Source organism: Methylosinus sp. shoA, assembly GCF_059718125.1.
This window is the reverse complement of record NZ_AP046091.1, coordinates 2531699-2550977: the sequence shown is the minus strand read 5'-3', so window position 1 is coordinate 2550977 and position 19279 is coordinate 2531699. Positions and strand designations below refer to the sequence as shown.

Below are 19279 nucleotides of genomic sequence, written 5' to 3'. Positions count from 1 at the left end.
GACCTCCTACAGATCGAGACCGTCGGCCGGGTCCATTGCGCCCTGGCGGGCGAGGCCACCCATGCGCTGCCGGATGATTTCCTGCTGGCGCGCAGCCTGCTCGGGCGTATCATCGATGAAGGTGAACTCATTCGCATCCCGCCGCGATGGCGTCGTCTCCTTCACGATCGCGACATGATCGGGCAGCTCCGGCTCGCGTCGCAACCCGCCATTGGCCTCGTCCTCGGCTGTCGAGATCGCGAGAAGATGGGCCGCCGGGCGTTGGATTGGGAGGGCCGACCAGTCATCCGGTCGCGGCGCGCGAGGCGCGTCTTTCGGTGGCGGCAGGATTCGCTCGGCGAAACGGCGGTCCTCGTAATAGCGCGCCTTCTTCGCGCGGATTGGATGCAGGCCCGACATCATGACGATCTCGTCGGATGGCGGGAGCTGCATGATCTCGCCGGGGGTGAGCAGCGGGCGCGCCGTTTCGGAGCGCGACACCATCAAATGACCGAGCCAGGGCGAAAGCCGATGGCCGGCATAGTTCTTCATCGCCTTCATCTCGGTCGCGGCGCCGAGCGCGTCGCTCACCCGCTTCGCGGTGCGCTCGTCATTGGTCGCGAAGGACACACGCACATGGCAATTGTCGAGAATCGAGTTGTTCGCCCCATAGGCCTTCTCGATCTGGTTCAGCGATTGCGAGATCAGGAAGCTCTTGATGCCATAGCCCGCCATGAAGGCCAGGGCGCTCTCGAAGAAATCGAGTCGTCCCAGCGCCGGGAATTCGTCGAGCATCAGCAGCATGCGGTGACGGCGGCTCGTCGGGCGCAATTCCTCGGTCAGGCGTCGTCCGATCTGATTGAGCACGAGTCGGATCAGCGGCTTGGTGCGGCTGATGTCGGAGGGCGGCACCACGAGGTAGAGCGTGGCCGGACGCGGATCGGACACGAGATCGGCGATCCGCCAGTCGCATTGGCGGGTCACTCTCGCCACGACGGGATCGCGATACAATCCCAGGAACGACATGGCGGTGCTGAGGACGCCCGAACGCTCATTGTCGGATTTATTGAGCAGCTCCCGCCCCGCCGAGGCGACGACGGGATGCGGGCCGGCCTCGCCGAGATGGCGGGTGGTCATCATCGCCCGCAGCGTCGTCTCGATCGGCCGGTTCGGATCGGAGAGGAAAGCGGCGACGCCGGCGAGCGTCTTGTCCGCTTCGGCGTAGAGGACGTGGAGGATGGCGCCGACCAGCAGGGAGTGGCTGGTCTTCTCCCAATGGTTCCGGCGCTCGAGCGATCCTTCCGGGTCGACCAGAACGTCGGCGACATTCTGCACGTCGCGGACCTCCCACTCGCCCTTGCGCACTTCGAGCAGCGGATTGTAGGCGGCCGAGGCGCCATTGGTCGGATCGAACAGCAGGGCACGACCATGGCGGGCGCGAATTCCGGCGGTGAGCTGCCAGTTCTCGCCCTTGATGTCGTGGACGATGGCGGAGCCCGGCCAGGTGAGCAGGGTCGGCACGACGAGGCCAACGCCTTTGCCGGATCGCGTCGGGGCGAAGCAGAGGACATGCTCTGGTCCGTCGTGCCGCAGATATGAGGACTCATGCCGGCCGAGCACGACTCCGTCGGGGCCGAGCAGGCCGGCGGTCTTCATCTCGTCGGGTCGCGCCCAGCGGGCGGAGCCGTAGGTCTCGGCATCGTCGGCCTCGCGCGCGCGCCAAATCGACATGGCGATCGCCGCCGCGATCGAGAGTGGCCCGGCCGAGGCTGCGATATAGCCGCCTTCGACGAAGATCGCTGGCGCATAGGCGTCGAAGGCATACCACCACCAGAAGAAGGCGGGCGGCGGATAGAAGGGGAAATGGGCGAACTCGAACCAGGGATGTCCGAGCTGCGGCTGGAAGCCGAGGCGCCAGGCCGTCCATTCGGTCGCCGCCCATATCGTCGTCAGCACGATGAGCGATACGACGAGGATCTGGCCCCAGAGAATCCGGGTCGCGAACATGGACGCCTCCATTCGAATTGAGCGAGGCGTCGAGACAAAATACGCAGTCCGACCGCATTCAAGCGTGTTCGCGTCGCGATCGTAACGTGGCGAACCGAGACGAAAAAATAATGGCGTCGTGAACCGGCGATCGAGGCTCACCGATCGTCATAGGCCCAATCCGCGCTTTCGACCGATGCTCCATTCGATGCCGCCGTCGTCTCGCGCCGTCCCGGAGACATACTGGCCGAGCTTTTTCTCGAGCGTGGGCGACCAGGGCACGAGCTGGAAGCCGAGACCGTCGTCGATCATGGCGAAGCGCCCAGAAGCGAGCACGAGGCGCTGACGATAGACGCCGGAGACCTGATTGCCGGCCGCGGCCTGGGCGCGTGGAAGGCCGGTCTCGACCGAGAGCTGCGCGGCGGCGTCATTCAGCTCGCGGCCGCGCAGCGTCGCGAGCAGGTCGCGCTGGAAAATGACCTGCCCGCCTCGGCGTTGAGCCAGCCCTTCTGCGATGAGATGCTCGGCGCGCGCCTTCAAGGCCTCGCGGACCTCGCCGCCGAATCCACCCATCGCCAGCGGCGTCTGCGTGCGCTCCACGAGGCGGTGATCGAGCCAAGTCGCCCCCGACGCGCGGATCTGCCGGTCCAGATCGAAGTCCGAGCGTGTCGCCAGCACGAGCGTCGGCCTCGGATCATCGGCGCCGCCGAAACTCAGCACCTCGACGACGCCCCCAATCGACGGGGCATGGTCGAACGCCTCGACGCCGTGCAAGCGGACATGATGGGCGCGGCCGTCGGTCCCGTCGATCACGGCATAGGCTTCTCCGCTCAGCTCGTCGTGCAGTCCCTTGTCGACGAGCCGCCCGAGGATCGGCGACTCTGGAGGCGCCGTATCGATGGCATAGTCGCCGACGCCGCGGTCCTGGCCGCGCTCGACGAAGGCGCGGTGCAGCGTCTTGATGATGTCGCCGCGCATTCCGAGATCGCGCAAGGTTCGTTCCGCTTCCAGTCCGATCATCCACTGACCGGGACCGGCGGAGGCGGCGAGCCCCATTCGCTCGAGCTTCTGGACGCGGCCGACCATCAGGCGGCGCAATTCGGGATCGTCGGGACCAGGACTCGCCGGGCGCAGGTCGACCACACCCGTCTCGTCGGCGGCGAAGCGGATAGAGGCGTCGAGCCGCGTCCAGCGATCGGCGTCGACCTCGCGCTCGAGCGCCGAGCGGATCGCATGTTCGGGACGCGGGCCGAGTTCGACGGCGACGAGGTCTTCCGCGCGCGAGCGCAGGCCGCGGCTGATGTAATCGCGGGCAATGACCAGATCGCCGCCGGTCTCGTCCACTCCGCGCACCAGCAGATGGACGTGCGGGTTGTCGGTGTTCCAATGGTCGACCGCGACCCAGTCGAGCTTCGTTCCGAGATCGCCCTCCATCCGCGCGGCGAGATCGCGGGTGAAGGCTTTGAGATCGGTCATCTCGGCGGCGTCCTCGGGCGAGACGATGAAGCGGAAATGATGCCGATCGTCTTCGCATCGCTGGGCGAAGGCCCGATCGTCGGCGCGATCGTTCGCGGCGTCGAACATGACGCCGTTCTCTCCGTCGCGGCTGACGCCCTCGCGCTTCAGATAGGAAAGATGCGCGGACAGCGGCGCCGATCGAAAGCTGCGGCCCTTGTGGCGAACGACGCGCGCCTTGACGACGACGCGGCGGCCGGGATCGAAGAGGCGGGCGCGGCCGAAGGCGGCGCGCCCGCGCCCGAAGCCGGAGCCGGAGCCGCCGGGCGAGGCAGATCGCGCGCCGCTTTGCGGCGTCGCAGGGCCGGCCTTGCGCGCGGCTTTCAGAACCTCAGCGACGAAGCTCTTGGGCTTCGGCGCGCGCGTCGAGCGGACGCGGCCCGGCCTGATGCGGAAGTCGTTCTCCTCCCGGCTCATCGGCTCGCCCCACCGGGCCGGACGGCGGCCCCGAGAACGTAGTGTGCAGGTCGACGCCTTGTAACTCCACGTACATTTGCCGAAACCTGCCAACGACCGACCGGCCTGCCAGACGAAAGACGAGTCGCGACAGCGACTTGTCTGCCGGCGTGGCAGGCGCTTTTATCTCGCCGTAGTCCGGTCGTGTTCTGCGCTGAATTGCGTTCTGCCATTCTCGCTTCGCCATATTGCGCTCGGAAACGCTGGAATGCGAAGTGGTCGCCAACGAGGCTCACAATGCTTCCAAACGCGTTCCGCGTTGCGCAAATGGCGGCGCAGAGGTCCCTCAGTGCGCAAATGTCGGCAGTCCGACTGCAACAGCGATGCAGGTTCATTGCGCGTGCTCCGTCGACGAGAGCGCGACGAACAGACCGTCGGAGCGAGGCGCGATGGCGGACAGATCGCGCGTGGAAGCGATAGCCTCCGTGTCGGTTGCTGTCAGGGCTGGCGCTGGAGGATTGGCGGTGCGTGTGCTGTCGGTCCGTCCGACGAACAGCGGCGCCTTTGTCCACGGAGAAAGACCGAAGATCGGGTGACTGGCGGATCGAGCGCTGTTGCTTCCTTCGATAAAAGGGAGGAGCGTCGTGACATAGGCGACCGTCTCGGGCGGCAACGAATGGCACCCGTCGCGATAATTCTCGTAGCGGCGAGGCCCCGCATTATAGGCGGGGAGGAAACCGGGGGAGCCGCAGCGATCGTGCAGCTCGCGGAGATAAGCCGCGCCGGCGATGATGTTGTCGTGCGGGTCGAAAGGATCGCCGGCAAGAGTGTAACGAGTGCGCAGCTCCGTCCAGGTGTCGGGCATGATCTGCATGAGCCCTATGGCGCCTTTGGGCGAGACCGCGTCCCGCTGGGCGCGGCTTTCGACCTGCATGACGGCCCGGATCCATGCTGTGGGAATGCCGAAGCGCCGCGCCGCTTCCGCGATATGGACGGCATAGGTGTCGCCATCCGTCAGGCGCTCGATCGGCGCTGCCTTTGCGGGCAGGACTCCGCGCAGCGTGCAGGCGTGGGCGAGGCCGATAATAAGAAGGAGCGTGAATCGCGCGCGCATGTAGGCACGGTTTGGGCGGTCGATTTGCTCGTGAGCGGGAGTGCGGAGCGCATGTTGTCAGTCCCGCTCGTTGCGCTTCTGGAGTCGGGTCCAGTGCAGAACCCAGCTGGACTTGTCTTCGCTCGACTGGAACAGATTGGCGCGGATGGGCTGCGTCAGGGCTGGATCGTCGAGGAGCAGCGAGACATAGTCGCCGGCCTTTTCGCCGACGCGTTTCCATGTCGCCCCGATCTCTAGTCCCTCGTCATCGCCGAGCAGGATGCGATAATCCGGTGCGTTCTCCGCGCCGCCGTGGTCGGAGGGAACGAGAATGATCTGGGCGTCGAGCGACAGCGTGCGGATGGTGCCCGAATAGCCGGACTTGGTGCGCGTGAATCGACCGATCTGCGTCATCGGAATTCTCCTTGATTGGAAGAGTCGCGCGGTCGTCAGTCGACGGCGGCGCGCCAGACGAAACGGCCGTCGCCATCTTCGTCGGTCCAGATCGGAACTGCGCGAGCGACGATCGAGGTGACGGGGAATGGACCGAAGTAGCGGCCGTCGAGGCTGTCCTGGACGGTCGGATTCATGAGGAAAACCTCGTCGGGCCGAAGCGTCCGGCAGCCAGTCCAGCTCGGCAGCGGACGACCGAGGCGATCGCGATCTTTCGCTTCGCCGACGTCGATGCCATCGATCGAGACGACGGCGCCGGCGCGGCACACGGTCTGTTCGGGGAGCGCCAAGACATGCTTCAGAAGCAGCACGCCGTTTGGCAGGAAGCCTCCATCGGCTAGAAAGCGCGCGATAGGTTCCGGTGGCTGGGCGGCGACCAGTTGCAGGGCGTGAAGACGATCGGCCGGTCGAAGCTCATAGAGCCCGGTCGGCGTGCTCGCCGTGGCGTTCCAGACGAGCCGTGGGGTGACGGGAACGAAGTAGTGGCCGCCGATCAGCAGCACGGATGAGAGCGTCGCCGTGACATAGCCGAGGCGGATCATGGCGCGACGCTCCGGCGCTTCAGCCAGGCGTCATGCTGCTCGCGCGTATAGGCACGCGGCTCGTCGCCGACGGCCAGACGGTTGTGCAAATGCCGCCAATAGTCCGGCGACGCGTCGGCGGGAGCGACGCCGATCGCCTCTATGGCGTCGATCGCCTGGAGCGCTCGCTCGACCCTCGGCCACGCGTCGACGCGAAGCAGAATCTCGCCGCCGGGCCGCACGAAGGGGAGCGTCTGATAGCGCTCGCCGGCTCCGACCGCGCGCACGATATCCATCCGCGAGATCACCGTACCGTAGTCGTTCGACGCCCATCGGACGAAGCAGAAGATGCTGTCCGGCGCAAAGCTGACCACACGGCGGCGGCGATCGAGAATCCTGTCCGCCGCGCGATGGCCGAAGCGAATCCGGAACTCGATCTTCTTCTCGATCCAGGTCAGCTCGACATGGGTGAGAGGTGCGGCGCCGCGATGCGGCGGCGCTTCGACGCGAGCGGATTGCGGCTCGTTGTCGTTCATGATGTCTCTCCAGGATCGTCGGGGAATTCGCGCGCGAGCAGGTCTCGCAGCATGTCGGCGACGGTGACGCCGCGCCGAAAAGCGGCGACCTTGATGCGGCCGCGGAGCGCCGGCGGGATGTCGATCGTCAGGCGCGCGGTGAATCCGCCGGCGTCGTTCGCGCGCCGGGCGGGAGCGTCGGCCGATTTGATCCAGCTCTCGGCGTCGCCGGGACGCGCAGCGAAACCGCGCTTCGGAGTGCGCTCATTCATGCGGCGCCTCCGTCGGCGAACGACGAGCGATCGCCCTCCACATCGGCGAAGATCGTCATGGCGCGATCCTCACGATCTCGGCGGCGAGCGCGACGATCTCGCGCGCGGCCGGCGTGTCGTCGGCGAGCTCGCAGACGAGCCGCCCGGTCTGCGCGGCGTCGGCGAAGGCAATGCGCTGACCGATGGTGGCGGAAAGCGCCGGCGGATCGTGATCGGCGAGCGTCTCGACCGTCTCGCGCGCGATGACGGTGCGCGCGGCGCAGCGGTTCAGGACGAAACGGGCGGCGAGTTGCGGGCGATAGATGCGCGCCTCGCCGAGCAACGCCAGCATCTCGGCGGACGCCCAGCCGTCGAAGGGCGACGGTTGCACCGGGATCAACGCCAGATCGGCGGCGAGCAGCGCCGAGCGCATCAATCCGGCGACGCGCGGTGGACCGTCGATGACGAGATGGTCGACGTCGCGCGCCAGGTCGGGCGCCTCACGGTGGAGCGTGTCGCGCGGCAGGCCGACGACAGTGAACAGCCGCGCGAGGTTCTCACGCGCCCTCTGCTGCGACCAGTCCAATGCCGAGCCCTGAGGATCGGCGTCGATCAGCGTGACGCGCTTTCCCTGCCGAGCCCATTCGCCGGCGAGATGTATGGCGAGTGTCGTTTTGCCGACGCCGCCTTTTTGGTTCAGCAGCGCGACGATCATGACGCGCCTCCTTCCCTCTCGCCGAAGGGAACAGGCGCTTGGAAAGTCGCATCGTCCGTAAAGCCGGATTTACGGAAAGTCGTATCAGGCGTATTCCTCTCAGAAGGGCGCTTCGGTTTGCGCGAACGCTCGGACGTGCTGTCGGTGTTCGAGGTTTCGTGAATTCGCTGCCGTCCGGATTCGCGTCTTTTCAACGAGTTGTCGGAAACCACTTGGTTCCTGGTTTGTGAACTCGCTTTGGAATGGTCCGGGTTTGTGGACTGAGCGGCGTCACAAATCGCAAGAGGTGGAGCGAGAGGCGATCGACGTGAAAGCCCGGATGTCGAAGGCTTTTGCAGAAGCTTCGGGTCGAGGTTCGTGGGCTCGGTACAGGAATTGGGCCCTTGGTTCGCGAAAACAGGCCCCGGTTCACGAAACCTCGCGCTCCGACATGTGTTTTCCACACCGGCTGGCCGCCAAGAAAAGTTAGAGTCTATGTTAGACTCTAAGTTAAGAGCCGGGATTTTGTCTTCGGGCCAGAGGGTTAGCTGCCCTTCGCGCGCCCGAAGTCCCGATAGGGCCGCGCCCGAAGTCCCGATACCATGCGCGCCCGAAGTCCTGAGTGTTTCCACAGGTTTATCCACAGGGCCTGTGGATAAGTTGATCGGCAGGATGTGCAGCAGCTCGCGCCGACCCTCGTGCTCGATCCGCAGGCGATAACCGGGGAGCGGTTGCCGATGGACGATGAGTCGGATGTCGATCGCGAAATCCCTGAGCCTCGCGAGGCTGCCGGACTTTTGATGCAGATGCGGGATATCGAAAATCCAGCCCTGCTTTTGCCGACCGGCGTGCTTGCGGGCGACGCGATAGAGCCAGCGCTCGACGCCGCCCGTCAGCCGGAAATAGGCAGGGTCGATGGCGAGCACGAGCGAGCGATCGACGACGCCGCGGTAAAACCATTCCGGGAGGACGAACTCCATGCCTTCGACACGGCCGTCGCGTGTCACGCATTCCTCCCATTCGTTGATCCAGGAGAACTGGCTGCGGCGCCAATGCTCACCGTTGCGAATGGTGGTGCAGATGGCCGTCGATTGCAGGCGGATAAGCGCGCCCTTCAGCAGTTTGTAGTCGCGGGCGCCGGTCGCGCGTCCGACCGCCTTGAGGAGCTGATAGGGCGTGAAGCGCAGGAAGCGGGAAATCGTGAGACCCTGGTTCTCGGCCTCCACAATCTGGCTCGCTGCCCAGATCAGCACGTCGGCGTCCCATATTGTCGCCATGCCGTGCTCGGGCATGGCGAAGACTTCCACGCGCGCGCCGGCCGCCTCGTAAAGAATCGGGGCCGTGCGCTTCGCCTTGGCGAGCGAGAAGAAGGGCCGCTCCATGAGATCGCGCTGATCGCGAGGGGATGCGTCCCCCGTCGCGATGACGAAGGGGTGGAGCCGGCTTCGCTCGCTCGAGGTGACGGGGAGGCGGCGCGACATGGCGGCGTCGCCTCAGCGGTGAAAGTGCGGGCGGGCGATGCGCGCGCCGGTGTCGACGCGGACGGCATCGCGCGCTTCGACATATTGGGGATCGGACGTGGAGCGGCAGGCGGCCCCGTCGGCCCAGGCCTGCAGATCCTCGATCGCATAGACGACGCGGCCGCCGAGCTTGCGGAACGTCGGGCCGGCGCCGTGGCATCGGTATTTTTCGAGCGTGCGCGCGGAGAGGCTGAGCATTCGTGCGGCTTCATGCGTCCGGATGAAGCGCGCGGCGCCCTCGTGTGATTTGTCGCGCAAGAGACGCCTCCGTAGCGGTGAGGTGCGCCGCAGGGAGGTCGCGGCGCTTCGAGATCACCGTGGTGGAGAAGAGAAGTGCAGGGGGAGGACGAAGTTTTGAGGCCGGTCCGTGTCCCCCCTTTTGGCGCGGCGCGTCCTTGTGCCCGAACATCAGCGAGGTGGAGAATGGCGGGGCGAGGTCAGCCGCCGCGCAGCAGCCGCTTGTAGCCGCCGGTCATCAGCGCCACGGAATCGTGGATGAGACGGTTCGCCTTGCGGCGCGTCGGCGAGTTCTTCCACTCGATGGCGGGAAGAGCGGCATCCTCGGCGTCGATCAGGGACGCAGCGATGTCGCGCGGGCCTGCGCCCAAGAGCCGAAAATCCAGCGCGTGCAGCAACAGGATGAGACGCGCGCGTCGCTGCGCGGTCAATTGCAGCGTGCGAGGAAGCGGCCCCGCGGCGCCACCTTGAAGGAGGCGAACGAATCGCGACGCGACTTCGAGCCGGATTTCGAGTGATGCGTCGAGCGGTAGGATGATCGCTGGACGGCTCGGCGCGCCGTCATTCATCCAAAGATGAATCTCGCCTCGGGCGTTGTGAATCACGACTCGCCTGTCGCCGTCGTCGGACCTGTCGGCGACGACGTTGCCAAAGGCGGTCGGAGCGAAGGTCGCATCTGCCGCGAAGCGGGGCGGCGCCGAAGCGATGATCAGCGTGCCGGGGTCGATCTCAGGGAGCCAGAGCGCGGGCTCCCTTCCTGCGGGAGTTTCTGGATCATGAGCGAAACTGCAGCCCCCAGCGACGCGCGAGGCTCGAAAGGGCCGTCGCTTTGTCGACGGCGCCGCGTTCGATTCGCCTCAGCGTCTCGCGATGATCCCGGCGATATTCCGGATTCCGGCGCAGGAATTCGAGCGCGAATCCGGAAGGGGTGAGCTCGTTCAATTGCTTGACGGAATCGGGAGATTTCCAAAAATTCGTCGGCATGAAGCGCTCCTCGGCTTGGCCTCGTAGCTCGAGCGGCGACTTCGACGATCCCGGAATGGCAGAACCAAAACTAGCCCAAAGGGTTGCATCGCGTGCCGCGAGCGCCCATGACCTTTTTATGGCAGGCGAGAAGAGAGCCTATTGCGGGCGCGTGCCCAAAAGCTGCCGGTAGCCGGCTGCGCACATCCATCTCGCCCTGGCCAAATGGCTCTCATGGATGACCTTCGCCCGTTCCGGCTCGCGCTCCGAATCGATCCCGAATATCACCGCGACGACCTCGCGCCAGTCGGCGCCTTCCTCGGCGGCGTCCAGCAGTCGCAGGTAGGTCGTGAGGTGGCGCTCGTCGTAGGCGTTCACGTGCTCGGTGAGGGGCGGACGATCTTCGAAGGCTGGCGTGCTCATTGCGGACCTGCCTGTCGCTCTATGCCGGCGAATTCATGGCGAGATGGCAGGATTATATCCCAGGATTGGTTGGCGTTCTATTCCGACGGTGATGCAATCGGCGCATCGCGTTGTTCGCTGGGAGTGCAGACTCGTAGGTTCGGCAAAGGCCGAGCGTAGCATGGTCGCCAACGAATAGGAATGTTCGTTCCTGGAATGAATGTTCTTGACTCGGCTTCCATGCCAGCATGGAGATCGAGGAGGTCATAGCGACGAATGTCCGTCGCCTGCGTCACGCCAGGAAGTGGACGCAGGAAGCGCTTGCCGAGAAGGCGCAGCTGAGCTCTCGCTATGTCGGTGCGATCGAGCGCGCCAGTGTCTCGGCGAGGGTGGGTATTATAGGTCGGATCGCTGACGCATTCGGCGTCGAGCCCGGTGATCTTTTCAAGCGCAGCAGGTCGAAAACTCGTGGTTGAGCTCGGCAGGCCACCCAAGGCTGGGCGGAACCGGCGCTAAGGTTCGATTGCGCCAAGAGCAGACTCTGGCGTTGATCCAGAAAAGAGACATTCCGACGGGGCTTGGGCAGTCGTCGCGATAGCCATCCTCGTGGAAAATGGACATCAGGGATTCAGTTGGTTGGGACGGCTAGAGCGGAATCCGATCAAGCTGCCTCATAGCCGGATGCCGCGAAGTAATTCGAGCATTCGCTCGGCGTGACGCTTCGCAGGGCCTGGGCGACCGCGGCGTCGAGCGCATCGACAGTGCGCGCCGCGATGCGCTGGAGAACCGACTTGATCTTCGAGAAGGATTTCTCGATCGGATCGAAGTCCGGCTGCTCACATTGTCCAACACCACGATCTCTCCTGCGCAGAGCGTCGGCGCCAGAACCTGCTCGACATAGGCCAGGAACGAGCGGCCATCGAGCGCGCCGTCGATCATCATCGGCGCGTCGATGCGATCGACGTGCAGCGCCGCGATCAGCGTCGTGGTCTTCCAATGCCCGAACGGAACCGAAGCCCGGCAACGCTCCCCGCGCGGCGCGCGGCCGAAGCGCCGCGCCATGTTCGTCGAGACGCTCGTCTCGTCGATGAAAACGAGCTTTTCCGGGTCGAGATCGAGTTCGCCCTCGAACCATTCCTCTCGGGCCTCGGCGACGTCTTCCCTGTCCTGCTCCGCGGCATGGCTGGTCTTCTTCTTGCGCGTGACCCCATGGCGCGCGAGGAACCGCCACACTGTCCCATAGCCGACGGCGAGCCCATGGCGCTCCCTGATCTTGTCGCGCAGCTCCATGATCGTCATGTCGGGCTTGTCCTTTATCTGCGCGACGATGAAATCGGCGTGCGCCTCGATGCGCTGCGAGCGGCGGTCGCCGCCCATCTTGCCCGGCGCGACCTCGCCGGTGATCTCGACGCGCTTGGCCCAGCGCACGGCGGTCGCCGGGCCGATAGCGAACCGTGCGGCCGCCTGTCGGCGCGACATCCCGCCGCGGATCGCCTTCATCACCTTCTCGCGAAGATCCATCGACAGCGCCATGATCCCCTCCCAGCCGATCGCGCTGCTCAATGTCGATCAGCGCTCCGCTTCAGATATGGGAATCCGCCACGCTTTATTGAATCGCCATGCTCGGACGATGCTCTAGGGCCTGTTGGGATTCACCGTGAGCTTATCACGGCGGCGGCGAGATGGATCATGGCGGAGAAGCTCTGATCTGTCTTGTCGGCTCGCATCGCGATGCGTTTGAACTCTTTGAGCTTGCCGAAGAAATTTTCGATCAGATGCCGCCATTTATACATTTCCAGATCGATTTTGCGCGGCTGACTGCGGCGCGGGTGTTGTGAAATCACGACCTTGGCGCCGCGCTCGTCGAGGTCGGCGATGATGGCGTTGCTGTCGAAGGCCTTGTCGGCGATCAGCGCCGCGAAAGACAATCCTTCGATCAACGGCGGCACATCGACGGCGTCGAAACGCTGCCCCGGCATCAGACGAAAGCGCATGAGATTGCCGAGCGCATCGGTGAGCGCCAGAATTTTCGTGGTCATGCCGCCTCTGGATTTACCTATGGCTTGGCTCGAAGTCCCCCTTTTGCGCCCTGACCGTGGCGATGAACCTTCACGATCGTCGCATCGACCATCACATATTCCATGTCGGGCTCATCAGAAACAGCGTCGAACATTCGCCGCCAGACATCAGCCTTCACCCAGTCGCGAAAACGCGTGTAGGCGGCGCTCCAGTTGCCGAAAAGCTCTGGCAGATCGCGCCAGGGGCTTCCTGTGCGCGCGATCCACAACACCGCCTCCACGAAAAGTCGGTTGTCCCTGCCGCTGCGGCCGGGATCACTGGCCTTGCCGAGGCAAAGCGGCTCCATCTTCGCCCATTGGGCGTCCGTCAATACGAATCGATCCATCCAGAGCTTGAATCACGCCAAGCTGAAAATGGGAATCCTGAATCCCAACAGGCCCTAATGCACATCCTTGCGGGCGTGATTAGAATGAACCTTTCGGTTCGAGAAATGTTGCCCTCTCGGCTCCGGCCAAACTCGTAACAGCGCGTGAGGGAAGTGCCATGACTGATTATCCGAGACGCCCTGATCGGCAAACGGCGCAGGCGGTGCCGACCTCTGGCAGAGAGACGCGCTCCATCGAGCTCAATCGCATCTCGTGGGGTGCGGTGCTAGCCGGCGCCGTCATGGCGCTCGTCGTTCAGCTTCTGCTCAATTTGCTCGGCCTCGGCATCGGCGTTTCCACGCTCGATCCCGGAACCGCCGACAATCCTTCGGCCGGCGCCTTCTCGGTTGCCGCCGGCATCTGGTATCTCGTGGCGGGAATCATTGCCGCCTATGTGGGCGGTTCCATTGCCGGCCGGCTCTCCGGCGGTCCCGTCGGGTCGAATTCGGCTCTCCATGGACTTACCAGTTGGGCCGTCACGACGCTTGTCGTGTTCTTCCTATTGACGACGGCGGTCGGCGGCATCATCGGGGGCGTGTTGAGTGGCGTCAGCGGCGCAGTCGGCGGAGTGGGCCGCACGGCGGCATCCGCAGCGCAGATCGCGGCGCCTGGCCTCGCAAACGCGACGGATCCTTTCGGGGCGATCGAGCGGCAATTGCGGGAAGCCTCCGGTGGAAGCGATTCCGCGGCGCTGCGTGACGCGACGGTCGCAGCCGTTCGGGCGGCGCTGACGGGGGGTGAGGCTCAAGCGCAGGAGGCGCGCGAACGAGCTACCCAGGCCCTGGCGCGCGCGCAGAACATCTCCCCGGCGGAAGCGCAAAAAAAGGTCGCGCAGTACGAGCTGCAATATCGGCAGACGGTCGATGCAGCCAAGCAACAGGCCGTCCAAGCAGCTCAGACGACAGCAAAAGTCGTGTCGCGCGGCGCGCTCTTCGGATTTTTTGCCCTCGTCCTCGGCGCCGTCGCGGCCTGGGTCGGAGGACGTTCTGGAATGGTCGCCGGGAAGCTTCCGAGATCCGGCCTTTCCCCCGCGCCTCAACCTCATTCCTGATGCCGGGGTGAAGGCGCAGCCTAGTAGAGGAAGGTCGAGGACCGGGGAACGGTCCCCTGTAAAATAAAGCAGCCATCCGTGCTGGAGCAGCAGATGGCTGCTCGCTCGTCGGCGTCAGGCTCGGGACCGGAACAATTCCCTGATCGGTTGAAGAGAATGGCGTGGTCTGGAAGGGGCCGTCGGCAAAGATTACGACCGTTATCGATCAGCGACGATCTCGGCCATCTGAAAACTCTATGCCGGCTGACGATCGAGCGCATCTGCGAGGACGCCCGCAAGATCGGTCGGCGACCGTGGCGCTCTGCGAGCAGATTCTTGAGGTGAGGTGGCGCCGAGCAATCGCCTGCCTCGACGTGTCCGGCCGGCCGGCCCTTTGGAGCCGAGCGCGTCGAAGCCGCTGCAGAGCGCCATAGAAAATCGATGCGAAAAGATCTACGGCCCAAATCCATTGGGCGCTCGCCGATCAGGTTCGCCTTATCCTGCGCTCCGCGTTTCTCGTCGGCGCGTTTTGTCGGAACGCGCGGTGACGCGCGGCGTCAGTGCGCTGGCTGACGGACGCACGGGATCATTGCAATCCATAGCACCGGGCGAGCTAGGCGCAGGGGAAGGCGCTTGTCCGGCCCCGGTTGTCTATCATCGCACGTCGAGCCGGAAGTTGGGGTTATCGAGGGCTGATCGCGTGGACGGGATGACCGGCTCTCAGGCTGACGCCTTTCATAGCGCGCGTCTCTGGCATGGGGAGGCCCTTTTCCTTGAAGCGCTTGGTAAGTTCCGCTTTCCGCTGAGCAAGAATTTTCCCGAGCTGGTGCAGATCCACGCCGGATCGTTTGGCCTGCGCGAACATACCATCGTTCTTCTCCTCCTCCTTCACATGATGCTTAATATCTTCCGCGAGAACTTTAACCTTGGCGTCGTAGAACTCATCGTCTGGGGTTCCAGAAAGAATTTCTGCGATCAGCATCTTCGCGCCGTCGTGTTCGACATATGCCTCTTGCACGATATTTTCTTCAATTTTACCCGTCACCTCTGGATAAAAGAGCTCCTCCTCGATCGTCTCATGGAGAACAAGATCGAAACAGATCTGTTTTGCAATCTTCTGTTTTGCGGCGTTGCCTTTTGTTCTTTCGAAGGTCTCGAACAGTTCTTCGACTTGGCGGTGGTCCGCCTTGAGCAAAGCGACTGCATCGATTTCTGGTTCAGCTCTAGCCATTTCGTTATCCTTTCGCCCTGCAGACCGCGAGTAGACGCGTCACGGCTTGGGTTAATGCCCCAGTTCCAAGCAGGTTCCGTTTGCACGCGAAGACCGTCAGCGCGAACAATGCCGGGTGCTGAAATTGGTTCAATCGGGGAAATCAAATTCGCGACACGGGCGAGCCCAGCATTTCGCCGGCGTTACGCGCAGCGTCATCGCCGAATACGTCGATGCGAGCCGCGTCTTTATCGCAGGGCTTCGCCAGATCCCATGGGGGCGTAGCGGCTACCGGGAGGGTATCCTGATAGTCACAACAGCATCAGGAAATGCCATCTCATGGGGAAGACAATTTCATCGTCATCGCCGACGGTCACGTGGACTATGACGCCACTCTCATTATGGCTGTGGAAGCCGGTAACAAGAGCTGGGTGGCAATGGTGGCTCAGGATGGGATGGTGGCCGAGAAAAACAGGGGTCCGCGAGCGTCAGCTTCTCTTTTTTTGAGCGCACGCCCCGACGCCCCTCATAGTAATTCAGGACGGTCAATGACTTGGCGTCTCGTAAGAGATGTCTGGTGGCCCGGCCGCCTTTGACGATATCGCGCTCTCGCAACGCATTTGAGCGTTGGCGCTCTCGAGGTGGCTGGAACAAGGCGTCGTTCAAATCGTTATCGGTCATCGACGTCGCTATGCCGATCTTACGATCCCGGTCGACGGCGTTGTCCAGCAAGCTGGAGGCTCAGCAATGACAAATGTCATCTCCATTCTCACCCATCTCGCGGAGATCAGCCGCGATGGCGCCAAAGGTTTTTCCGATGCGGCCGATGCTGTGAAAAGCGCCAATCTCAAGACCACTCTTCAGAGCGCGTCTCAACGTTGTGAAAAAGGCGCGCGCGAGCTGGACGCCGAAATTTCGAAGCTCGGCGGTGATCCCAGCTCCACCGGAACGGTCGGCGGCGCAATGCACCGCGCATGGACCAATCTGACGACCGCCGTCACCGGCGGGGACGACAAGGCGATTTTGAACGAGTGCGAGCGCGGCGAGGACGTCGCCGAGGCGGCGTATGAAGAGGCGCTGCAATCAGACCTTCCGATGAACCTCAAATCCACCATCCAATGTCAATATACGGGCGTCAAAGAAAATCACGATCTCATCAGGCGTCTGCGCGATGCGGCCTGATCGGCGAGCTCGCAATTGGACGGCGTCTTGTCGCGAACGGAAGCGTGCATCGGCCGGCCCCGGATGTCCGCTTCGATCGCATAGAGCGCGGCGATGCGCGCCAGGATCGCTTCGGCGATGGGCGAGCCCGCCTTCGGCGTGGCGGCGATGATCTCGCGCCTGCCATGGCTCCAGCACCAGGCGAGCCGCAACGGCGCGCCGCCTTTGCGTTCGGGGCGAGCCAGACGACGATAGCCGCCATAGCCGTCGACCTGGAGGACGCCGTCGAATCCTTCGAGCATCCGCTCGGCGTGCTCGCCGCTGCGACCCGGCGCGTAATGATAGACCACGATCGGCGGATCGGCGCCGCCGTGCCCGCGGTCGTCGCGCAGAACGGCCCAGAGATAGCCCGTTTTCGTCCGGCCGTGGCCGGGATCGAGAACCGGCGCCCGCGTCTCGTCCATGAACAGGCGGCCGGACAGCTTCATCAGAGCGCTCATGCGCTCGACGATCGGCGCGAGATGGAAGGCCGTCGTTCCCATCCAATCGGCCAGGACGGCGCGGTCGAGCATAATCCCATGGCGCGCGAAGACCTGCGATTGGCGGTAGAGCGGCATGTGCTCGCTGAACTTGGCGACCGCCACTTGCGCCGGCAGCGCCTCGGTGGGGACGCCGCCCTCGATCAGATGCGTGGGAGCCGGCGCCTGGGCGACGCCCGCGCATCCTTTCGGACAGGCGTAGCGGGGCCGCACGGTCTCGATGACGCGATATTGCGCCGGCGTCACGTCGAGGCGGCCGGAGCGGTCCTCGCCGATCCGAACCATCAGGCCGCAGCCGCAGGGACAGGCGAGGCTCTCTGGCTCGATCACGCGCTCGACGCGCGGCAGATGAGCAGGAAAGGCGCGCGCGGCGCGGCCGGCGCGCTCCTTGGCCGCCGGGCGCCCCGAGCGGCGCGCGCGATCGTCCTCCCGCTCCTGGACCTCGGCGATCGCGATCTCGATATCTTCCAGAATGAGCTGCAACTGATCGGGATCGAGCTTCTCCGAACGCTTGCCGAAGCGCGCGCGTTCATATTCCTTGATGAGCAATTGCAGACGTTCGACCGTCTCCTTCGACGCTGCGAGCTCGCTCTCGATGCGAAGGCGCGCGGCGAGCTCATGATCGGCGCGGATGCGTTCAGCCTCGAGCATGGCGCGCTGAGCGTCGAACAATACGCGTAGCTCGGCGCGCAGATCAGCAGGCAGCTCTGCGAGTCTGGCGGGATCGAAGCTCGGCGTCATGTCGGCGAATCTATCGCAAGCGAGGCGTCGAATGAAGCCGAAGTTGCGATCAGCTCGCCGCGGTCGGCGTCGCCACGGTTCGCTCGCTGACGCGCTTCCAGTTTAGCCCGTCGAATAGAGTTTCGAACTGCACCCGGCTTCAATTGCAGGACGCCGTCGCTGATCTGAGGCCAAGAAAAACCGCCTTCGCCGAGGCGTTTGTAGATCAGCACGAGTCCGGTTCCGTCCCACAGCAAGATCTTCAAGCGATCCATTCGCTTCGAGCGGAACACGACGATGAGCCCGGAATGCGGATCGAGCCCGAGCTTATTCTGCACGAGAGCAGCCAGCGCGTCATGCCCGCAGCGGAAATCGACAGGACGAACGGCGAGCACGATCCGCAACCCTTGCGACGGAATGATCACGCGCCGCGCTCCAGCGCCGTCATGATCTCGGCGATGCGCGTCGACGCGGTGTCCTGTTCCAACCGTAACACGGCCTTGCCGACGACGATCTCGATCTTCGTATCGCCTTCGTTGCGAGCGGCGGGTTGCTCGAGCTCGATCTCCACGAACTCGGTGGGACCGTCGGTCACGAGCGCGAGCCGCCCGGTGCGCGCCTGGCGGCGCCACTGCGTCAGTTGCTGCGCGCATATCCGATATTTGCGGGCAACGTCGGCGACGCGCGCTCCAGGCGCGAGACTCTCTCGCACGATCCGACCCTTCAGCTCCTTCGACCACAGCCGATTGCCCGAACGTGAACGACGAAAATCCACACGTCCGACAAATCCTGCGCCCAAAACCGTTTCGTCGACCTTCGCATTCTCGTTCATCTTCGGATCCTTCCAGAGACACGGCTGTCCCTCAGAAGAATCTCACATCCGAAAATCCGCCCGAACCCAAAAAATCAATGGCCAACAACGGCGCTTACGTTTCATCGTGCGGTTACGCAGCGTCATGAATGATTCCGTTGACGGGATCGGGAGGAATTCCGCCAAGACATCCGCCGCCTTTCGATAGGGCATGAGGCTGCCCATCCGAGCCGACAATTCCATCAGCTCCGGCGTCGCTTGGTCAGGGCAGATGTCGCGCAGAACGGCCGAGGCGTCGCAAAAATAAGGAACGCAGCGCCGACAGTTCATAATGCGTGGATTGCTGACTTCGACGCGTCCATAGACCGTTCGGATCTTGCGCTTGTCGTAGTCCTTTATCCGCCGGAACGTCTGACAATCGGTGCAATACCGGCTCGTCAGGACATAGGCCTCACATTGCTGTTTGACCACAAACTGCTATAGGCGCGCCATGACCGCCTTGCCATCCGAGATCGAGAGGCCAATCTTCCCCTTCGACAGTCGGTTGAATTCCTTTTCGACCACCATCTCAGCGGTTTCGCGATCGGCAAATTCATCCATGCCTTCAATCGTGATCTTCCAACGCATCGCCGCCCTCCTTGGAGTCGGCATTTCCTGCATCGGAAATCGTTAGAGCGTCGCAACCCAGTTAATTTATCGGTCGCAGGCCGTGCGCGACATGATCGTCGCCGACATCCGCGCTTCAATCGATCTGGGAGCATCAAAGCAAGCGGCGGACTTACTGATCGTGTTACGGCGGTTTCTTTCGGAGCGTTTCGCGATCGCCGTCGTTCGACACC

Annotated in this window: 19 protein-coding genes and 4 pseudogenes; 3 read left to right on the top strand and 20 right to left on the bottom strand. The window is 63.9% G+C overall.

The genetic code is table 11. The annotated features are described in order from the left end of the window. Positions 1 to 6 precede the first annotated feature (6 nt). From AC6IW9_RS11590 to AC6IW9_RS11530, 13 genes and pseudogenes are all read right to left on the bottom strand, one after another. A complete protein-coding gene (locus tag AC6IW9_RS11590; RefSeq protein ID WP_497763901.1) occupies positions 7 to 1986 on the bottom strand; it encodes a conjugal transfer protein TraG in 1980 nt (659 codons plus the stop codon). Between the two features lie 147 nt (positions 1987 to 2133). Then, on the bottom strand, positions 2134 to 3897 hold the full coding sequence (locus AC6IW9_RS11585; RefSeq protein ID WP_497763900.1) for a relaxase/mobilization nuclease domain-containing protein: 1764 nt from the start codon (positions 3895 to 3897) through the stop codon (positions 2134 to 2136). Between the two features lie 370 nt (positions 3898 to 4267). Beyond that, positions 4268 to 4990 carry a lytic transglycosylase domain-containing protein gene (locus AC6IW9_RS11580; protein ID WP_497763899.1) on the bottom strand — a complete coding sequence of 241 codons (723 nt, stop codon included), beginning with the start codon at positions 4988 to 4990 and terminating at the stop codon, positions 4268 to 4270. Positions 4991 to 5047: 57 nt separating this feature from the next. Continuing rightward, positions 5048 to 5383, bottom strand: coding sequence for a DUF736 domain-containing protein (locus AC6IW9_RS11575; RefSeq protein ID WP_497763898.1), 336 nt, complete (start codon positions 5381 to 5383; stop codon positions 5048 to 5050). Positions 5384 to 5418: 35 nt separating this feature from the next. Continuing rightward, positions 5419 to 5964 carry a S26 family signal peptidase gene (locus tag AC6IW9_RS11570; protein ID WP_497763897.1) on the bottom strand — a complete coding sequence of 182 codons (546 nt, stop codon included), beginning with the start codon at positions 5962 to 5964 and terminating at the stop codon, positions 5419 to 5421. Then, a complete protein-coding gene (locus tag AC6IW9_RS11565; protein ID WP_497763896.1) occupies positions 5961 to 6479 on the bottom strand; it encodes a DUF2840 domain-containing protein in 519 nt (172 codons plus the stop codon). The genes AC6IW9_RS11570 and AC6IW9_RS11565 overlap by 4 nt, the downstream gene beginning before the upstream one ends. Then, positions 6476 to 6730: a hypothetical protein gene (locus AC6IW9_RS11560; RefSeq protein ID WP_497763895.1), complete on the bottom strand. Its 255-nt coding sequence runs from the start codon at positions 6728 to 6730 to the stop codon at positions 6476 to 6478. The genes AC6IW9_RS11565 and AC6IW9_RS11560 overlap by 4 nt, the downstream gene beginning before the upstream one ends. Before the next feature lie 55 nt (positions 6731 to 6785). Next, positions 6786 to 7424, bottom strand: coding sequence for a ParA family partition ATPase (gene parA, locus AC6IW9_RS11555; RefSeq protein ID WP_497763894.1), 639 nt, complete (start codon positions 7422 to 7424; stop codon positions 6786 to 6788). A 419-nt stretch (positions 7425 to 7843) separates the two neighbouring features. Continuing rightward, positions 7844 to 8884, bottom strand: a pseudogene (locus AC6IW9_RS11550) (replication initiator protein A); the annotation flags it as partial. A 12-nt stretch (positions 8885 to 8896) separates the two neighbouring features. Further along, positions 8897 to 9181 carry a helix-turn-helix transcriptional regulator gene (locus AC6IW9_RS11545; RefSeq protein ID WP_497763893.1) on the bottom strand — a complete coding sequence of 95 codons (285 nt, stop codon included), beginning with the start codon at positions 9179 to 9181 and terminating at the stop codon, positions 8897 to 8899. A 179-nt stretch (positions 9182 to 9360) separates the two neighbouring features. Beyond that, the gene (locus AC6IW9_RS11540) at positions 9361 to 9867 is read right to left on the bottom strand and encodes a DUF2285 domain-containing protein (protein ID WP_497772503.1); all 507 of its coding nucleotides are present in this window, start codon (positions 9865 to 9867) and stop codon (positions 9361 to 9363) included. 67 nt (positions 9868 to 9934) lie between these two features. Next, the gene (locus AC6IW9_RS11535) at positions 9935 to 10144 is read right to left on the bottom strand and encodes a transcriptional regulator domain-containing protein (protein ID WP_497763892.1); all 210 of its coding nucleotides are present in this window, start codon (positions 10142 to 10144) and stop codon (positions 9935 to 9937) included. Positions 10145 to 10282: 138 nt separating this feature from the next. Beyond that, the gene (locus AC6IW9_RS11530; protein ID WP_497763891.1) at positions 10283 to 10546 is read right to left on the bottom strand and encodes a DNA -binding domain-containing protein; all 264 of its coding nucleotides are present in this window, start codon (positions 10544 to 10546) and stop codon (positions 10283 to 10285) included. A gap of 227 nt (positions 10547 to 10773) precedes the next feature. Between AC6IW9_RS11530 and AC6IW9_RS11525 the strand changes: the two genes are divergently transcribed. Further along, positions 10774 to 11001 carry a helix-turn-helix domain-containing protein gene (locus tag AC6IW9_RS11525; protein WP_497763890.1) on the top strand — a complete coding sequence of 76 codons (228 nt, stop codon included), beginning with the start codon at positions 10774 to 10776 and terminating at the stop codon, positions 10999 to 11001. A 185-nt stretch (positions 11002 to 11186) separates the two neighbouring features. Here the strand turns inward: AC6IW9_RS11525 and AC6IW9_RS11520 are convergent. Then, positions 11187 to 12058 (bottom strand): annotated as a pseudogene (locus tag AC6IW9_RS11520) (IS630 family transposase). 119 nt (positions 12059 to 12177) lie between these two features. Beyond that, positions 12178 to 12890 (bottom strand): annotated as a pseudogene (locus AC6IW9_RS11515) (IS5 family transposase). Positions 12891 to 13087: 197 nt separating this feature from the next. Between AC6IW9_RS11515 and AC6IW9_RS11510 the strand changes: the two are divergent. Further along, positions 13088 to 14020 carry a PhnA-like protein gene (locus tag AC6IW9_RS11510; protein ID WP_497763889.1) on the top strand — a complete coding sequence of 311 codons (933 nt, stop codon included), beginning with the start codon at positions 13088 to 13090 and terminating at the stop codon, positions 14018 to 14020. 661 nt (positions 14021 to 14681) lie between these two features. Here AC6IW9_RS11510 and AC6IW9_RS11505 read toward each other — a convergent pair. Continuing rightward, positions 14682 to 15230 carry a hemerythrin domain-containing protein gene (locus tag AC6IW9_RS11505; protein WP_497763888.1) on the bottom strand — a complete coding sequence of 183 codons (549 nt, stop codon included), beginning with the start codon at positions 15228 to 15230 and terminating at the stop codon, positions 14682 to 14684. A 606-nt stretch (positions 15231 to 15836) separates the two neighbouring features. Between AC6IW9_RS11505 and AC6IW9_RS11500 the strand changes: the two genes are divergently transcribed. Continuing rightward, complete coding sequence (locus AC6IW9_RS11500; RefSeq protein WP_497763887.1) at positions 15837 to 16391, top strand: ferritin-like domain-containing protein; 555 nt, start codon at positions 15837 to 15839, stop codon at positions 16389 to 16391. On the opposite strand, the gene tnpC is transcribed toward AC6IW9_RS11500, so the two are convergent. The 4 genes and pseudogenes from tnpC to AC6IW9_RS11480 form a co-directional block, all read right to left on the bottom strand. Then, positions 16355 to 17650, bottom strand: a complete 1296-nt coding sequence (gene tnpC / locus AC6IW9_RS11495; protein ID WP_497763886.1) for an IS66 family transposase — start codon at positions 17648 to 17650, stop codon at positions 16355 to 16357. The genes AC6IW9_RS11500 and tnpC overlap by 37 nt on opposite strands. Further along, positions 17647 to 18054: an IS66 family insertion sequence element accessory protein TnpB gene (gene tnpB, locus AC6IW9_RS11490; protein ID WP_497763885.1), complete on the bottom strand. Its 408-nt coding sequence runs from the start codon at positions 18052 to 18054 to the stop codon at positions 17647 to 17649. Before tnpB ends, tnpC begins: the two co-directional genes overlap by 4 nt. Continuing rightward, on the bottom strand, positions 18051 to 18461 hold the full coding sequence (gene tnpA, locus AC6IW9_RS11485) for an IS66-like element accessory protein TnpA (RefSeq protein WP_497763884.1): 411 nt from the start codon (positions 18459 to 18461) through the stop codon (positions 18051 to 18053). The genes tnpB and tnpA overlap by 4 nt, the downstream gene beginning before the upstream one ends. Positions 18462 to 18548: 87 nt before the next feature. Beyond that, positions 18549 to 19067 (bottom strand): annotated as a pseudogene (locus tag AC6IW9_RS11480) (ISKra4-like element ISMet1 family transposase); the annotation flags it as partial. Positions 19068 to 19279 lie beyond the last annotated feature (212 nt).

Bases quoted from the DNA above. Each gene is read 5' to 3' on its own strand.
- AC6IW9_RS11590 (WP_497763901.1), bottom strand. From the start codon at position 1,986: ATGTTCGCGACCCGGATTCTCTGGGGCCAGATCCTCGTCGTATCGCTC.
- AC6IW9_RS11575 (WP_497763898.1), bottom strand. From the start codon at position 5,383: ATGACGCAGATCGGTCGATTCACGCGCACCAAGTCCGGCTATTCGGGC.
- AC6IW9_RS11585 (WP_497763900.1), bottom strand. From the start codon at position 3,897: ATGAGCCGGGAGGAGAACGACTTCCGCATCAGGCCGGGCCGCGTCCGC.
- AC6IW9_RS11510 (WP_497763889.1), top strand. From the start codon at position 13,088: ATGACTGATTATCCGAGACGCCCTGATCGGCAAACGGCGCAGGCGGTG.
- tnpA (WP_497763884.1), bottom strand. From the start codon at position 18,461: ATGAACGAGAATGCGAAGGTCGACGAAACGGTTTTGGGCGCAGGATTT.
- AC6IW9_RS11505 (WP_497763888.1), bottom strand. From the start codon at position 15,230: ATGGCTAGAGCTGAACCAGAAATCGATGCAGTCGCTTTGCTCAAGGCG.
- AC6IW9_RS11530 (WP_497763891.1), bottom strand. From the start codon at position 10,546: ATGAGCACGCCAGCCTTCGAAGATCGTCCGCCCCTCACCGAGCACGTG.
- AC6IW9_RS11580 (WP_497763899.1), bottom strand. From the start codon at position 4,990: ATGCGCGCGCGATTCACGCTCCTTCTTATTATCGGCCTCGCCCACGCC.
- parA (WP_497763894.1), bottom strand. From the start codon at position 7,424: ATGATCGTCGCGCTGCTGAACCAAAAAGGCGGCGTCGGCAAAACGACA.
- AC6IW9_RS11570 (WP_497763897.1), bottom strand. From the start codon at position 5,964: ATGATCCGCCTCGGCTATGTCACGGCGACGCTCTCATCCGTGCTGCTG.
- AC6IW9_RS11565 (WP_497763896.1), bottom strand. From the start codon at position 6,479: ATGAACGACAACGAGCCGCAATCCGCTCGCGTCGAAGCGCCGCCGCAT.
- AC6IW9_RS11535 (WP_497763892.1), bottom strand. From the start codon at position 10,144: ATGCCGACGAATTTTTGGAAATCTCCCGATTCCGTCAAGCAATTGAAC.
- tnpC (WP_497763886.1), bottom strand. From the start codon at position 17,650: ATGACGCCGAGCTTCGATCCCGCCAGACTCGCAGAGCTGCCTGCTGAT.
- AC6IW9_RS11525 (WP_497763890.1), top strand. From the start codon at position 10,774: ATGGAGATCGAGGAGGTCATAGCGACGAATGTCCGTCGCCTGCGTCAC.
- AC6IW9_RS11560 (WP_497763895.1), bottom strand. From the start codon at position 6,730: ATGAATGAGCGCACTCCGAAGCGCGGTTTCGCTGCGCGTCCCGGCGAC.